Genomic DNA, 16,421 nt, shown 5'->3' with positions numbered 1-16,421 from the left:
GGCGAGGACGATCAGGCTTTGGATCAATTCCTCAAATGGCCGCTGTGCTCGACGGAGTTTGCAGGCGCGCGGTCCAAGGCTGAAAATCCACCATAGATGCCTACCAAGTCACTTGAATGTCGTTATATTTGGGCGTCGTTCGAGACGCTCGCCAAGCGGTCATACAAGCAACGAAGCGAAGGTTCGCTTCTCATGGTGTGGACCATTGGACCGCGTGCACGCGGCTATTGAAGAGCGGCGGCGCGGCTATCCGCGGCCGCTCCCTGGAACAGCTCTCGTCAATGCACGATCACTTCGCGCATCACATAGGTCGCTTTGATCTCGCGGATCTTGTTGTAGAGGCTCCTCACGGTCTCATCGCCCTTATCGATATTGGCTTTGCCGTAGGCGTCGAGAAACTTCATGTAATTCGCCTTGCTTCCCGCCCAATCCTCGACGGAGGGATAGACGATCTCGAGCACCAGATCGAAGGTGCCGACCGTGGGGGCCGTGTTCCAGTAAATGTGGTAGTCCTTGATGATGCCAAGTTTCTTGGCGACCTCGTTGCTGGCGATCCAGGTCGATTTCAGGCCCTGCAAATAGGTCTCGAACTGACCGTCATCGACTTGCACCGTGGTCATTTCGACGACCTGCGGACTTGGTTCGTAATCCTTGTAGAGTTCGATCTGCGCCGATGCCGGTGCCGACATGGCTGCCGCCGACACTGCTGCGGCAACGGATAGTAACAGGTGCTTACAATTCATCGTGATGCTCCCTTACTTCCTGAACTTCGCGGTTCGCAGACGGCGCCCGCGTTGCCTTGTGTGGCAGTTGGAAAATGAATAGTCCTGAGGGAAAGCTGAGGGCGCCGATGCTGGCGTGGCTCACGTTGATTATTCACGACTTTCGGGCATAATCCTTGCAACACCTGCGGGTTTCTCTCGAGGAGGGACACAGATGCAGTTGGCAAGATGATCGTTGCTGGGAGCGATAGAACCAGCAAATCCGTTGGCCCGAAAGGCGCCCCGGCGGTCGCTTCAGTGCGCTTTCGCGTGGGCGCTTTCACAGTCGATCCGGCAAGCAACCTGCTCGAATATGCGGGGGCGGCCCACCCCGTGGAGCCACTGGTCATGGATGTGCTTTGCTTGCTCGCACAGAGGGCTGGCGATACGGTCTCGCGCGACGAACTGATCGAGCATGTCTGGTTCTTCAATCCGTATGCGGACGAAAGTCTGACCCGTGCCATCTCACTGCTGCGTAGAATTTTTCGGCAAGACCTGCATGCGGGCCATTACATCGAAACCTTCTGGAAACGCGGCTACAAGCTAACCGCTCCGGTAACGCCACTGTCTACCACGTCGCATGCGCGTGCCCTGTGCCATGTTCATGCGCGGGAGGACGAATTTGCGGTGGCCGTGCTTCCATTCCGTCGGCAGTCGATGGAAGAACATGACATCTACCTGGCCGATGGCCTGACCCGAGATCTTACCATGCTGCTCTCGCGCGTTCCGCGCCTTCGCGTCGCTGCGTACAGCTCAGCCCAGACCGTGCGCGAAGGGACAGACCGCGCGCCGGTCATCTCGGATCAGCTCGATGTGCGCTATCTTGTATCGGGTTCGCTTGCGCGACAGGGGGAGAATTTTCAGCTGCGAGTGGCGCTGATGGACGGCGTCGACGATGCCCAGCTCTGGGCGCAGCGGATCGACGCCCGTCTTGATCAGTTCTATTCGGTGCAGGACAAGATCGTGCTCGATGTGTCGACCTCGCTTTCATCGGCTCTGCACCTGTCGCATGCGGCAACGCTTCAAAACCGCAGGCCCTTTCAACTCAATGCCTATGAACTTGTCCAACGGGCCGAGGCGCTGCGGCTGAACTATAACGGCGAAACAGCACACGAAATTGTTATGCTTTTGGAACAAGCGTTGGTGCTCGATCCAGAAGACGGCGCGGTGCATGCGGCCTTGGCTGTGCAACACACACAGAACGTAACCAGCAAGTTTTGCGACGCGCCAACAGAAACCTTCTCGCTTGCCAAGCGCCACATCGACATGGGCCTCGCCCTTTCGCCGCACGATCCAGACGTCTTGGCTGCCGCTGGAATAACCGCAACGATGATGGGAAATTCCCGGCTCGCGGTACGCCATTTGCGGTCCGCGTTGGAACTGGACCCGAACAATGCGCACACTCTGGCGGTGCTGGGTTGGCAACAGTGCTGGCTGACTGGCGAAGAAGAAGGCTTGCGGATGATCGAAACCGCAGAGAAGCGCGCCCCGCATCATCCACGCTATTCGGTCTGGGCGCACTATCGTGGGAATTGCGAGATCAGGCTCGGCCGAGCCGAGGAAGCGATTGAGGCGTACGAAAATGGCGAAGCCCGTAACCCTGGCTATAGCCTCAATCTCGTGACGCTGGCGGCAGCACAAGCCGTGGCGGGCCGGACGAATGATGCGCTTGCCACGTTAATTCGTCTGAGAACAATTGCACCCGATTACACGTTGACCGATTACAATGCCCTTGCACGCAGGATGGTCTACTGGTTCGGCGAAGATCTCACGCGCAAGGAAGTATTTTCTGCAATTTCGGAGGTCTGGCATTCCCTGCCGAAGGCCTGACGGCATCCGCTTTCATTGAAGATCGCGGCGAGTGAGAGCTGCTTGAAGCGAAGCCACCAGAGCAACGCTCCGAAGCTGCACCAAGAGCAACAGCCGTTGCGTTTCCCCATCATGCTCGCGTCTTGCGGCGGCTTCCGGGAGCGCGGCCCCGGGGCGATCGAATGACCGATATTGAGGCTCATGGCGATCCCAGGCATTTACACAGACGTAGCGCCCTTAATTGTTCCGCTCCTTGCCTCGCGTCGGCGTACGGACTGGCAGCGGGCGGCCACGCGCGTGCGCTTATCGAGCGTTGGCAGCGCGACCGCGATGCAGCTCCGCAAGCGAGCCGGATCATCCTCACGCACACCAATATCGAGGTGCGTGCGTTTAAAGTCGCCGCACGCGCCAATCTGCGCAAGGTTGAAGCGCTTCTATCCACCAAGCTGAGGAAAGGAAATGATAGTATTATTGTCGCGGAAGGCGGAACCTTCTTAGTGTCGTCGTCCCGGGCAGACAGTCGCGCGTCACCAGCGTTCCAAAGGCAAAATGCGGCTGTCTGGCTGCTGGACGCGTTCTCTACGCGCTGGCCGTGTGGACCGGCATTCGGATCAGCATGTCGCTCGATGTCATGTACAGCATCTTGCCGTCGCTGCCGCCGAAACAGCAGTTCGCGATCGGCTTGCCGGTGGCGATCAGGCCGAGCTTCGCTCCGTCGGGCGCCAATATGTACAGGCCGCCCGGGCCGCTGGAGAATAGCCAGCCATCGCTGTGTACGGTCATCCCGTCGGGCAGCCCCGGTCCGCCGTCAGCCAGCTCTCTGGAGAAGTCGCGCAACAGCTTCGGCTCTGCCTCGGGCAGTCCGTCCTCCCGGAGCCGATAGGTGAGGATCACCGGCCGTTTTTCGTCTGATACCGACACATAGAGCGTCCGTTCGTCGGGCGAGAGGCCGATCCCGTTCGGCCGGGTCAGCTTGTCGATCAGCGTCACATCGCCATCGGGGCTCAGCCGATAGACGCCGTTGAAATCAAGTTCCTTGAGAGGCGAATCGTCGCCATCAGCCAGCCCGTAAGGCGGATCGGTAAAGTAGATCGCGCCCGAGCGCGACAGGACGAGATCGTTGCAGCTGTTGAACCGCTTTCCCCGATAGCGGTCGGCGAGGATCGTCTTGGCCCCGGTGGCGAGGTTCAGCCGTGCGATCGCGCGCGTTCCGCTGTCGGCCATCAGCAGCGTATCGCCACCGGCATAATAGAGTCCGTTCGATCCGGCTTCGCGAATTGCCGCAGGAACCGTGCCGGCCAGCCCGGACGGCTGGAGGAACAGTTCGTCGCCGCCATGCTCGCTCCAGCGCCACATCTGGTTCTTCGGCACATCCGAATAGAGCAAATAGCCGCCGCCCGTTACCCAGCTCGGCCCTTCGACCCATTGGTGCCCCGTCGCCAAGACTTCGATCGGCGCGGAAGCGTCGAGGATCGCATCGAGTCGCGGATCGAGGCGGGTGACGCTGCCGATTGTGCGGCGCCCGGCTTCGACCAGGCGCGACGCGCACGCGGCGAGCGGCAGCGCGGCGCTGGCGGCAAGAAGGGCGCGGCGGCTTTGCATGGTTCGTCTCCCTAGGCGGCGAAAGGCCACAGGATCAGCGCCATAACGAACATGGTCGCGCCTGCAATGCTCGATGCCGCGGTCCAGCTCTTGAACGTCTGCGCTTCGGTCACGCCCAGATATTGTTTGACCAGCCAGAATCCGGTGTCGTTGACGTGGCTCGCGATCGAGGCGCCCGCGCCGATCGCCACGGTTACCAGCGCGACCCGCCCGGGCGATAGCGAGGCGGCGGCGACAAGCGGCGCTGCGAGTCCGCCTGCGGTGACCATCGCCACGGTGGCGGAACCTTGCGCCACGCGGACGAAGCCAGCGAGCAGAAAGGCGAAGACAAGCGGCGACAGGTTCGCCGCCGTTACCGCGGCGGTGATTTCCGCGCCCGCGCCCGACTGGATCAGCACTTCCTTGTAGGCAGCCCCGGCGCCGACGACGAGGACCAGCACGCCCGCGGGCTCCAGCGCCTTGCCCATGATCGTCGCGGTGGTCGCAAGCGGCGTGCCGCGCGACCCGAGTACGCCCCAGACGAGCAGACAGGCGATTGCGAGCGCGACGAAGGGGTGGCCGATAAAGGTCAGCGCCGTCTTTGCCGGGCCGTCTGCGATTGTCGCGGTCGCCACCGCGCCCAGCAGGATGAGCGCGAGCGGCACGAGCATCGCGAAGATCGCCATGGCGAAACCGACCGGTGCCGTCCGCGGCGCTTCCTCGTCGAGCATGACCGGCGGGGCATAGTCTCCCATGCCGGGCGTGCCGTGCGCCAGCTTGGCAAAGACCGGACCGGCAACGATCGCGGCGGGGATGCCGCAGGCAAGGCCGTACATCGCCATCAGCCCGTAATCGGTGCCGAGCAGTCCGGCGACCGCGACCGGCCCCGGATGCGGCGGCAACAGAGCGTGCATCGACATAAGGCCTGCGAGCACGGGGATGGCGAAATAGACGACACGACGCCCAGCCTTCACCGATAATGTCGTGATGAGCGGCGTCAGAATGATGAAGGCGACGTCGAAGAATAGCGGAATGCCGACGACGATCCCGACCGCCAGCAGCGCCCAGAGCGCACGCCTTTCTCCGAAGATGGCCAGAAACCTGCGCGCGATCGCGCCGACGCCGCCGCTCGCTTCCAACAACCCGCCCAGCATCGCGCCCAGTGCGATCACCACTGCGACGAAGCCGAGCGCTTCGCCCGTCCCCTTTTGCACCGCGGCGAGCACGTCTGCCGGGCTCGCGCCCATCGCCAGCCCGGTCAGCAGCGCCATCAGCAGGAGTGCAAGCACCGCCGGCAGCCTTACGCGCAGCACCAGCAGGATGACGATGGCGATGCTGGCGCCGACGAGCAGCAGCGTGAACCCGCCCGACATCAATCGATCTCCACCGTCGTCGGAATGGCGGCGGCGGGGTCGCGCCCGTTGCCGCCGCGTGCGATCGTGAAGCTGCCGCTCGCGCGGATATCCGCCGAGGACGCGCCGATGAAACAGTCGATCCTTCCCGGTTCGATCACCCACTCGCCACGCTTCCAGATCGCCATCTGTTCGGGCCGCACGGTGAAAGCGATGCTGCGTGTCTGGCCCGGTTCAAAGGGCACGCGGGCAAAGCCGCGCAGTTCCTTCACCGGTCGCGCGATGCTCGCGACCGGATCGCGCAGGTACAGTTGCACGACTTCCTCGGCGGTCCTGTCGCTCGTGTTGGTGACGGTCACGCTGATGCGCACTGCGTCGCCGCGCGGTTCGACCGCCACGCCCGAATAGCGGAAATCTGCGTAGCCCAGCCCATGGCCGAATGCGAACAGCGGCCCGATGGCGACATCGTGATAGCGCGAGCTGTCCTTTGAAAGATCAGGTTCGGCGCGGCGGCCCGTGGGACGTTCGGCATAGGTCATCGGCAATTGGCCGGTATCGCGCGGCATCGCGATCGGCAGCCGCCCGGCGGGCGAGAGCTTGCCGGTCAGCATGTCGACCAGCGCGGGGCCGCCCGCGATGCCCAGAAACCAGCTTTGCACGACTGCGGGCACGCCCCGCAACGCCGCTTCGATCGCCAGCGGCCGCCCGCTCATCAGCACGACCACCAGCGGCTTGCCCGTTTGCTTGAGCGCTTCAAGCATTGCCGTCTGATGGCCGGGCAGGCCGATATGGGTATAGCTGCGTGCTTCGCCGCTATAGTCGTAATCCTCTCCGACCACGACGACCACCACGTCCGCTGCTTTCGCGGTCGCCACCGCCGGCGCGATCGTGTCGGCCTGCGCATCGCGCGGCCCGACGCCGGGATGATAGGTGACATCGATGTCTGAGCTTTCCATCGCGTCCTTCAGTGTCACGACATCGCCCGTTTCGCCGCGGCACCGCCACGGCCCCAGCGGCGAGCTCTTGTCGTCGGCGAGCGAGCCGATCAGCGCGACTTTCGTACCGGGCCTGAGCGGCAACAGACCGTCCTCGTTGCGCAACAGCACGATCGAGCGCTCCGCCGCCTTGCGCGCCGCCCGCCGATGCGCTGGTGACAGGATTTCGGCTGCCTCGCGCCCGGCATCGCCGAATCGGTGTGGATCGTCGAACAACCCGATCCGCGCCTTGGCGAGGAGCACATGGCCGACCGCTTCATCCAGCAGGGGCAGGAGTGCCTTGTCCGCCGTCACCGATGCGGCGAGCGTGGTGGCGAAGCTTTCGCTCGCCATGTCCATGTCGAGTCCGGCTTTCAGCGCCAGCACCGCCGCCTGCGCGTCATCGGCGGCAACGCCGTGGTCGATGAGCTCGCGGATCGCGTTCCAGTCGCTGACGATCAGTCCGCCATAGCCCCAGCGTTCGCGCAGCAGATGCCGGACGAGATCGACATTGGCGGTCATCGGCACGCCGCCCAGATCGTTGAACGCGGTCATGAACGTGCCGCACCCCGCCTTGGCCGCGGCGTGAAATGGCGGCAGATAGACTTCGTTCAGTGTCTGATCCGACAGTTCGGCGCTGTTGTAATCGCGGCCGCCCTGCGCCGCGCCATAGCCGACGAAATGCTTCGCACAGGCAAGGATCGCATCACGGTTCCTAGGATCTTCGGTCTGGTATCCCAGCACCTGCGCGCGCGCCATTTCGCTGCCCAGATACGGGTCTTCGCCAGCACCTTCGACGACGCGCCCCCAGCGCGGATCGCGCGCGATGTCGACCATGGGCGAAAACGTCCAGTGAAGTCCCGCAACGAAACTCTCGGTCGCCGCCACGCGCGCCGCGGCGCGGACGGTCGCCGGGTCCCAGCTCGACGCCAGCGCAAGCGGCACGGGAAATATCGTGCGATAGCCGTGGATCACGTCCATCGCGAAGAGCAGCGGTATGCCGAGCCGACTTTCGCGGATCGCCACTCGCTGCAATTCGTGCAGCGCATCCGCGCCGGCCGCGTTCAGCAGCGACCCCACATCGCCGCGCCGGACGCGGGCAAGGAGCGCGTCGTCGAGTTTGGAGTTGGGCGTCTTCTGCCGCCCGGCGGCAAGCTGGACGAGCTGCCCGACCTTTTCCGTCACGTTCATTCGCCGGAGAAGGTCGGCGATCATCGCGCCGTGGTCGCGTGTGTCGGTGGCGGCATGCGCCAGCCCCGCAAAAGGCGCAACAGCGCCCAGCAGCGCGCCCGCCGCGACGAATCGGCGCCGGTCGATCATCCAGTCACCGGCGATGCGCGCGCAGCGGAAATGACGGTGGGCCGCGTCATCGCTTTCCGCCGTAGAGCCTGTCGGCGGCAAGCGCGAGGAACATGTAATTGGTCGCGCCGCCGCCCATCACATATTCGGTCTGCTGCCAGAAATATGGCCAGGTTTTCAGTTCGGGCAGGTCGGGGCGGATCAGGTTGGTGCCCGAAATCACGCCGCCCGGAATATAGCTCCAGTCCGCGCGGTTGGCGCCATATGCGACCGTTGCCGACGCCGATCCGACTCCGGATACGAAGCTGGCGGTGTTTTCGCCCGGGTGAACGCCCAGCACGAAATCAAGCGCGTTCATATAGCTGTCGGTGGACGTCGCCCGCGGCCAGCCCTTGTGAAAGAAATACTGCTCGACGCCGCGCTGCTGGATGTCCCAGCCGGCACCCCAGATCTTGGGCTTGTAGGGAATGCCATAGGGTGAATCGGTCTTTGCATCGGCTGCGACTTTCGCCTGATAGTCTGCCACCGCCTGAGCCAGATCGGCGCGGAATTTGCCGGGAAGCTGATCCTGTATCTCCGCGAGCATCCAGCCGGTGCTGTCGATATGCGCGAGTATATAGGGCTCCAGCGCGGCCAGTCTGGCTACATAGGCCGGATCGTGTGTCGTATGGATCAGCTCGGCCAGCGCGAACACCGCCTTACTGTTGTCCTTTTCGCGGCCCAGCGCCCTGGCGGCGATATTCTTCGCCGCTGCCAGCGCCTCATCCGCCATCGGGCGACCGGCCGCCTTCAGCACCCGCGCGGCGCCGGCAAGGCCGCCGGCGACATAGAGTTCGCGGTCGGGATTGTCTTCGGTGAAGACCCAGCGGTCGTCCCATTTGATCGGGTCGCCATTGGTATCGAGGCCGAGGCCCTTTACGGGCTTTTTGGAGACATTGTCGGTGTGGTTCGCCGCATCGCCCAGCATCACATAGCGCCTTAGCGACGGCGTGATGATCCCGCGGTAGAGCCTGCCGAGCGCCCGGTAGCCGCCGAGCACCGTCAGAAGACCGTGTTCGATCTGCTGGATCGCGTCGTTGGTGCCGTCGGGATCGTGGATTTCGACGATCCGGTTCTTTTCGTCGATCGTGGTCGCGTCGTAGTTCAGGCCGAATTCCTCGACCATCTTGGCGAGCATCCAGGTCGTCCCGATCTGCGATTCGACGCGCAGATCGTAATCGCCCGCATCGTGCCAGCCGCCGCGATCGAGTCCCGGGACCACATCGCCGGGCTTGTACCGGGTCAGCGTCGAGGGGCCCTGCGCATAGCCGTCGATATGATTGAGCCCGGTCGGCGCCATCAGCGCGTCGTCCTGATGGTCGAGGCCGTGCCAGACGCGGTATTTCTCGTTCACGCGCATATGGCACATCTGGACGGGCAGGAAATATTCGAGCGTCGGTTGCCACGCGCCGCGCGCATAGACGTTGCCGTCGATGCGGAATGGATGCGACAGCTGATCGCCATAGCCGATCTGGTACATCCCGGGATCGCGTATGCGGCTGAAATCGAGCGTGACATAGCGATAGCGCAGGAACTTGCCCCATGGTTCGCCCTTGCCGGCCATCACCTGTTCGCGGCCATGGTCGGTGAGGCGGAAGAGCGTCACCGGTTTCAGCTGCGCATCGGTCGTTCGCCCGTCGAGTTCGATCACCGCGCGTTTCGGTTGCGCGGGCGCGTAGCCGATCTGCGAAACCTGGATGACCGGCGTATAGCGCCAGTCAGGAACGGTGTTCGGCGTCACCGTCCACGTAATCGCATTCTTCGTCGCACCCGCGGGAATGGCGGAGCGTATGACGAACCATCCATTGTTATGCGGCAAGCGCCCGTCGAGCAGTTCGAGCGGTGCACCGTCGCTGGTGATCGTCATCCGCTGAGCATCGGTTTCAGGCGCCACGACCAGCTTGTGTCCGGTCGCCATCGGCACCGGCAGCGGTTCGCCATTGGGATCGGGCGTCGGCCCGTCGCCGGTGACGTTGCGCGGGACCGGTACTGTGCCACCGTCCTGCAAGCGGATTGGCCCTTCGGGCTGTGGAGCGAACACCCCCGACTGTTTGTCCATCAGCCAGGACTTGCCGAACAACAACCCCGGAAACAGTTCGAGATTGAAACCGGCTTTTCCCACCCATTCGGGAGGAAGCGGCTTGTCGAGATCGACGCTGATCCGAAAGCTGCCGCCGGCAAGCGGCGTCACGCGCACGGCATAACCGAGATCGAGGTCCGGATAGAAGATCGGATTGAACCCGTGGCCGTTCTTCGCCGGATCGGGGAAATGCATCGTCTGCGTGATCGTGCCGGTTTGCTTGTCGACCGTGCGCTTTCCGCTCGCGGGCATCGGCGACCATTGGCCGGGCGCGGGGCTCAGCCGCACATCGCCATTCGCTGCGACGCGAACCCCCTGCTGGATCACGGTTACGCCGGTCTGGTGGCCGTCCGGATAGATGTCGTCGAACACGATGACGTCGAGCCCGGGCGCCGACAGATAGCCCGCGGGATCGAGATGGAGCGCCGGCGCCGCGGCATCGGACGCCGCCACAAGCGCCGGCAGGGCGAGCGCTGCCAGCAACCGCGCTTTCGCGTTCATGCCGCGCGCGTTCCCGCCGCGCGCCGGGCGATCATTGCTTCTCTCCCTCGCGATCTTGCTGCAACAGCGCGTGTGCAGCGTTCGTCAGTTCGATGAAGTCCGACCCTTCGGGCACGACATATTCGTTTTCGCCCCAGAAGAACGGCCAGTCCTCGTGATTTTCGGGAAAATCGGGCTTGATGATCAGCGCGCCCGGCACCACGCCGCCGGCGATGAAACTGAAATCGGCGCGGTTGTTGCCATAGGCGACCTCCTTCGACTGCGACCCCACGCCCGACACGAAGGAAATGTCGGAACCCGGATGGTTGCCGAGCAGATAGCTGAGGCTGCGGAATACCGCGTCGGGCGTCACGATGTCAGGGAAGGCGCGGTGCAGCGCGTCGGTCGTCAGGCCATAGGCCATGACTGTGCCGTTTCCGGCCCATCCGCCTTCGGTGATCGGCACGCCGTAAGGATTTCCAGCGATCGTTTGGTCGGTCTTGGTCAGCCACTCGCGCACCGCCGGTTCCATCGCCTGGCGATAGGATGCGGGCATATACGGGATCGCTTCGGCAGCGGTGACTGCGTTGCGCGCGAAACTCCTGGCAATCTCGGGCCAGAGTTTGTCGACCGCGGCTGCATATTGCTTGCCGCCGGTAGTTTTGAGGAGTTCGACTGCCGCAGCGAAGTGTTCGGCATCGAGCGGGCCGCCGGTTGTATTACCGTGGCGCCACAGGTCGGGCGAATGGCTCTGTTCGTCGGCCCAGACCCGTTCGGCGATCGCCAGCGCCTTTTGCGACAGCGCCGGGTCGAACGATTTCAATGCGCGGCTGGCCGCGGCAAGGCCGGCGATCGAGCCATAGTTGAGCGCCGACGACTTGCTGGTGAAGGCCCAGCGATCGTCGGGCGTGCCGCTGCGGTCGTCCTTCACCTCATATAGTTTCAGCGACGGATCGTAGATCTTTCGGTCGGTCTTGCTGCCGGCATCGCCCAGATGCGTATATTCGCCGACATCGGGTGAGATGATGCCGTTGATGGCATGGCCCACCGCATCGAACTGCGCGACGAGTTGCAATGTCCCGTGGCGGATCTGCTGCAACAGGTCTGGCTTGCCGTCGGGGACGTGCATCTCGACACGGCGGGTCGCTTCATCAACGCTGGTCGTATCGCGGCCGGGGTGGAAGCGTTCCCAGCTGCGCACCATCGAACGCACGACGGCATATTGCGTCTGGGTGCGGATATCGAAATCGCCCGCGTCGAACCAGCCGCCGATATTCAGCCCCGGAATATGCTCGCCGGGTTTGAAGCGCGTGTCGGTTGTCGGGCCCTGCGCGTAGAGATCGAGATGCTCATGGTTGACCGGCGCCTGGCGCGCATCGTCCATGTGCGCGGGACCGTGCCACACGCGATATGCCTCGTTGACCTCCATATGATCCATCGCCACCGGAAAATAGACGTCGAGCGTGGGATGCCATGCGTCGCCGTACAGATCGTCGCCGATGCGAAACGGGGCGGTGCGCGTGTCGCCATAGGCAAGGACATAAAGGCCCAGTTCGCGCACGTCGCTGAAATCGAAGCGCATATAGTGATAGCGAAGATAATCCCCCCAATCGCTTGCCTTGCCCGTTTTGACGGGTGTTTCGTTTCCCGAGGCGTCGACGCGGAGGAGCTGCACCTGCGGGCGGCGCGGGTCGTTGCGATCTAGCTCGATCGTCGCAACCTTCTTCTGCGCCGGAGCATAGCCGAGTTGCGAATGGCCGATCGAGGGTGCGCGCAGCCAGCCGGGTACGCTGGTCGCCTTCACCGTCCATTGCAGAACCTGTCCCGTCTTCCCGGCGGGGAGCAGCGAGCGCAGTACGAACCATCCATTTTGCGCCTGATTACGTCCGTCATACAGCGCGATCGGTGTGTCCGAATGGACGGCGACCCGGCGTGACGTGTCCGACGGCGCGAGCACGATATCATTGCCGCGCGCCATGGGGAGCGGCTCGGCGCCGGGGCCGGCGCTGCGGCCGCTCGCAGGGTTGCGCGTCGGCGTGCGCTTCATCGCGCTTGCGGGATAAAGCGGGAAGCCGCCCGCCTTACCATCGACCAGATAGCTTTTGTGGAAATAAGCCGATGGCAGGAATTCGAGGTTGAAACCCGCCTTTCCGACCAGCGCCTGTGGCAGCGCCCCGGGCAGGTCGACGCTGACGATCAGGGCGTCGCCCTTTGGCCTTGCACGGATGATGTAGCGAAAACCATAGTCGGGATATTCCAGCGTTGCCTCGATCACCCCCGTCTTCGGATCGACCGTGCGATCGACGAGCCTGCCGATTGCATCCCATTGTCCGGGCGTCGCCGAAAGGCGAACATCGCCGTTGGTGGCGATGCGTTCGTCCTGCTGGATGATTTCGACACCGCTGATCTTGGAGTCGGCGAACAGACCGTCGTACCAGTTGCTGAACACCAGATAGTTGATCGCCGGCGCTTCGTAATATCCCGAATCGTTGAGGCGGGCGGGACTTTCCTGAGCCGCCGCCGGTGCCGCAACGACTGCCGCTGTGGCCAAAAAGGCCAGGCCTTTCCACATGATGCCCCCTCCCGGACGAAATAGTTATTTGCGGTTATGGTTTCGCTACCAGAGCGACATGTCAAGATATGAAAGGATCGGACAAATAAGCAAATAACGAAATAATCGACCCGCAAGTAAGTAACTGCCCGTCGCTTGCCGGTTGACAAAAATTCCTGTTACGATAGCGCTATCAATCGCGATCGACAAAAGTCGGCGCAAATCGCCGACCCATGCGGGCCGGCAGGACAAGAGGGGAGAACTGATGGGCAATCTTTACGCCAGAATTATGTCTGCTGCACCGGCTCGGGCGGCGTTGTTGACGGGTGCGTCGTCGCTCGCCTTGTGTGCGCTTGTGCCCGGGGCAATGGCGCAGACCACCGATGCCGACAGCGGAGCCCAGGCAACGCCCGCAGCGGCCGCGACGCCGGGCCAGGATGCGACCGACAACGAAATCGTCGTCACCGGCATCCGCGCCAGCCTCGACAAGGCGATCGACATCAAGCGCAATTCGAACGGCGTCGTCGATGCGATCTCGGCCGAGGACATCGGCAAGTTCCCCGACAACAATCTGGCGGAATCGCTCCAGCGCATTACCGGCGTATCGATCGACCGTACCAATGGAGAGGGTTCGGAAGTCACCGTTCGTGGTTTCGGACCGAGCTTCAACCTGGTCACGCTGAACGGTCGACAATTGCCGACCGCGAATGTCGCCACGGTCGGCGGCGATCAGAACGCCGATTATTCAAGCGGCACGGGGCGGTCGTTCAATTTCGCCAATCTCGCTTCCGAGGGCGTGCAGACGCTGGAAGTATACAAGACCGCGCGCGCTGCGGTCCCATCCGGCGGGATCGGCGCGACGATCAACATCATCACGCGCCATCCGCTCGATGCGACCAAGTCGGGCCTGAGCGGTAGCGTTGCGGCCAAGGCGCTCTATGACACCAGCATGGACCGGCGGGTCAGCGACCGATCGAAAATCACGCCCGAGCTTTCGGGTTTCGTGAATTACACCGATCCGGAGAACCGCTTCGGCGTGGCATTGTTCGGCGCGTATCAGAAGCGCAATTACGCTACCGCATCGGCGACGTCGAACGCGTGGAACATCCGAACCTATTCGCAATTCATCGACCCGGCCAACGGCTTCGTGAAGTCGGACGGCACGACGCAGATCGAAAATGCGCCGAGCGACCCCAATACGCTCGTCGCCGTGCCGAACGATAGCCGGTACGATTTTTCGGAAGGCACGCGCGAGCGCCTGAACGGGCAGTTGGTCATGCAGTTTCGCCCGATCGATTCGCTGACCATCACGGCGGATGGACTATATGCGCAGAATCGTCAGACCGAGCAGCGCGGCGACCAGACCAACTGGTTCAATCGCCCGTTCGATCAGGTGCGCTTCGACGCTGCCGATCCCGTGGCAACGACGGTCTTCCTTCACGAAAATATCAACGGCGTGAAGGATGAAGGCTTCGAACAGCAATATCGTGCGCAGAAGAACAAGCTCTGGGACGTTGGTCTGAACGTCAAATGGGACTTTGCCGAGAACATGACCTTCGCGCTCGACGGTCATATCGGCAAGTCGACGAGCGATCCCGACAATCCCAACGGCAACAGCTCGACGCTCGTCAGCATCGGCGCGCCAGTCGTGGCCGCGCAGTCGGTCGATTACAGCAGCGGCTTCCCGGTGCAGGACATCACCGTCAACGATGCGATCAAGGGCAATGGCAACGGTGCCATCGATCTCGGCGATCTCGGCAGCCAGGTCGCGCGGACCGTTACGTCCAGCCAGGAGCAGCGGATCAAGGAAATCCGAGGCGATTTCGGCTGGGATCTCGGCGGTGACACCAAATTCTCCGCTGGCGCCGAATACCGCACGACGCGCATGAACCAGGCCCGGACGCAGACCCAGCAGACACTCGGCGACTGGGGCATACTCAACGTCGGCGATGTGCAGCAATATGCCGGCGACCTCATCACGACCTTTTGCGAAGTGTGCAAGTTCAAGCACTTCACGCCAGGGACGGCGCAGCCGCTCCTGACGTCCTTCCGCGCCGACGCGACCAAGCTCTATAATGCCTTGTCGCCGGTCTATGCGCAGATGGGCAATCCGGTGAACACGACCAACCAGGAAAACAACGAGGTCAAGGAAGACACTTTTGCCTTCTACGGCCAGTTGGAATGGAACGGCGCTATTGCCGATCACGATGCCAACCTCGTCATCGGCGCACGTTATGCGGATACCCGTGTGACATCCACGTCGCTGCTGGCGGTTCCGCAGGCGATCGTCTGGCTGAGCGACAATGACTTCACCGTCCAGCTTAGCAACGACACGCAGCCGGTGACGCAAAAGGGCGGTTACACCGCGCTGTTGCCGGCGATGGATTTCAAGATCAACCTGACCGACAAACTGGTCGGTCGCGTGTCCTGGGGCGAAACGCTCGCCCGGCCCGATTACGGTAACCTGTTCGTCGCCACCACGGTTGGCACGCCGCCACGGCCGACGGCAAATGGCGGCGTGGCTTCAGGATCAACCGGCAACGCCAACCTGCAACCGTTGCTGTCGAACAATTTCGACGCGTCGCTCGAATGGTATTTCAAGCCATCCAGCTATCTTTCGGTTGGCTTTTTCGACAAACGCGTGCGCAACTTCGTCGGCACCGGGCAGACAACGGAGCCGCTGTTCGGCCTGCGTGATCCGAGTTCCGCTCAGCCCGGAACTCTGTCGGGCGACGCGTTCCAGGCGCTGCGCGACATCAATGTCGATACGACCGATGTGAACCTGTTCACATTGGCGGCGCTCTATCAGAATACCGGAAACCTCAATACGGCACTTCAGCAGTTCCAGGCGCACTACTCCAATGGAGCGCTCGATCAGGGATTTGTCGACAGTACGCTGGGTGCGTACGACATTTCTCCGAATGCCAACGACCCGCTGTTCCAGTTCGCCGTCTCGCGTCCGATCAACAATCGCGAGGCGCATCTCCATGGATTTGAAATCGCCGGGCAATGGTTCATCGGCAATACGGGCTTCGGTGTTGCCGGCGCCTATACCATCGTGCGCGGAGATGTCGGGATCGATGTCGGCGCGCCGCCATCGGTGAACCAGTTCGCCCTGCTCGGCCTGTCCGATACCGCGAGCGGGACGCTGATCTATGAAAAATACGGTATTTCCGCCCGTCTCAGCTACAACTGGCGCGACAAATACCTTACCCAGACCAACCGCGGCGGGAACGACCGTAACCCGGTGTTCGTGGCGCCGTTCGGTACGCTCGACATGAGCGTCAGCTACGACATCACGCCGAGCATGACGGTATCGGTCCAAGGCGTGAACATGACCAACGAAGATCTGCGGACATATGGTCGTGACGTAAACGACATGTGGTTCGCGCAAGAGCTTGATGCCCGCTATTATCTGGGGCTCAGCTATCGCTTCTGATGCCATGCATCGGAGGTGATAAAAGGGGGAAGGCCGCTGCTTGCAGCGGCCTTTTC

General features: G+C 62.7%; 8 protein-coding genes. 2 read left to right on the top strand and 6 right to left on the bottom strand.

Annotation, left to right across the window (positions count from 1 at the left end):
* Nucleotides 1-278: 278 nt before the first annotated feature.
* On the bottom strand, nt 279-743 hold the full coding sequence (locus J7S20_RS05985; RefSeq protein WP_284053300.1) for a hypothetical protein: 465 nt from the start codon (nt 741-743) through the stop codon (nt 279-281).
* A 207-nt stretch (nt 744-950) separates the two neighbouring features.
* Between J7S20_RS05985 and J7S20_RS05980 the strand changes: the two genes are divergently transcribed.
* Nucleotides 951-2,591 carry a winged helix-turn-helix domain-containing tetratricopeptide repeat protein gene (locus J7S20_RS05980; RefSeq protein WP_284053299.1) on the top strand — a complete coding sequence of 547 codons (1,641 nt, stop codon included), beginning with the start codon at nt 951-953 and terminating at the stop codon, nt 2,589-2,591.
* 558 nt (nt 2,592-3,149) lie between these two features.
* Here the strand turns inward: J7S20_RS05980 and J7S20_RS05975 are convergent.
* Genes J7S20_RS05975 through J7S20_RS05955 form a run of 5 tightly spaced genes read right to left on the bottom strand, consistent with a single transcriptional unit; the run spans nt 3,150 to nt 12,947 of the window.
* Nucleotides 3,150-4,172 carry an SMP-30/gluconolactonase/LRE family protein gene (locus J7S20_RS05975; protein WP_284053298.1) on the bottom strand — a complete coding sequence of 341 codons (1,023 nt, stop codon included), beginning with the start codon at nt 4,170-4,172 and terminating at the stop codon, nt 3,150-3,152.
* Nucleotides 4,173-4,183: 11 nt separating this feature from the next.
* Nucleotides 4,184-5,524: a GntT/GntP/DsdX family permease gene (locus J7S20_RS05970; protein WP_284053297.1), complete on the bottom strand. Its 1,341-nt coding sequence runs from the start codon at nt 5,522-5,524 to the stop codon at nt 4,184-4,186.
* Complete coding sequence (locus J7S20_RS05965; RefSeq protein WP_284053296.1) at nt 5,524-7,797, bottom strand: glycoside hydrolase family 3 N-terminal domain-containing protein; 2,274 nt, start codon at nt 7,795-7,797, stop codon at nt 5,524-5,526. Before J7S20_RS05965 ends, J7S20_RS05970 begins: the two co-directional genes overlap by 1 nt.
* Before the next feature lie 46 nt (nt 7,798-7,843).
* Nucleotides 7,844-10,396, bottom strand: a complete 2,553-nt coding sequence (locus J7S20_RS05960; RefSeq protein ID WP_284053295.1) for a cellulase N-terminal Ig-like domain-containing protein — start codon at nt 10,394-10,396, stop codon at nt 7,844-7,846.
* 31 nt (nt 10,397-10,427) lie between these two features.
* A complete protein-coding gene (locus J7S20_RS05955) occupies nt 10,428-12,947 on the bottom strand; it encodes a glycoside hydrolase family 9 protein (RefSeq protein ID WP_284053294.1) in 2,520 nt (839 codons plus the stop codon).
* Nucleotides 12,948-13,293: 346 nt separating this feature from the next.
* Between J7S20_RS05955 and J7S20_RS05950 the strand changes: the two genes are divergently transcribed.
* Nucleotides 13,294-16,365 (top strand): TonB-dependent receptor, encoded by a 3,072-nt coding sequence (locus J7S20_RS05950; RefSeq protein ID WP_284053293.1) that lies wholly within the window; start codon nt 13,294-13,296, stop codon nt 16,363-16,365.
* Nucleotides 16,366-16,421: the final 56 nt, after the last annotated feature.

This window comes from Stakelama marina, assembly GCF_018122655.1.
GTDB lineage: Bacteria > Pseudomonadota > Alphaproteobacteria > Sphingomonadales > Sphingomonadaceae > Sphingomonas > Sphingomonas marina.
Note: the sequence above shows the minus strand (reverse complement) of the source record. Positions and strands in the feature narration are given on the sequence as shown.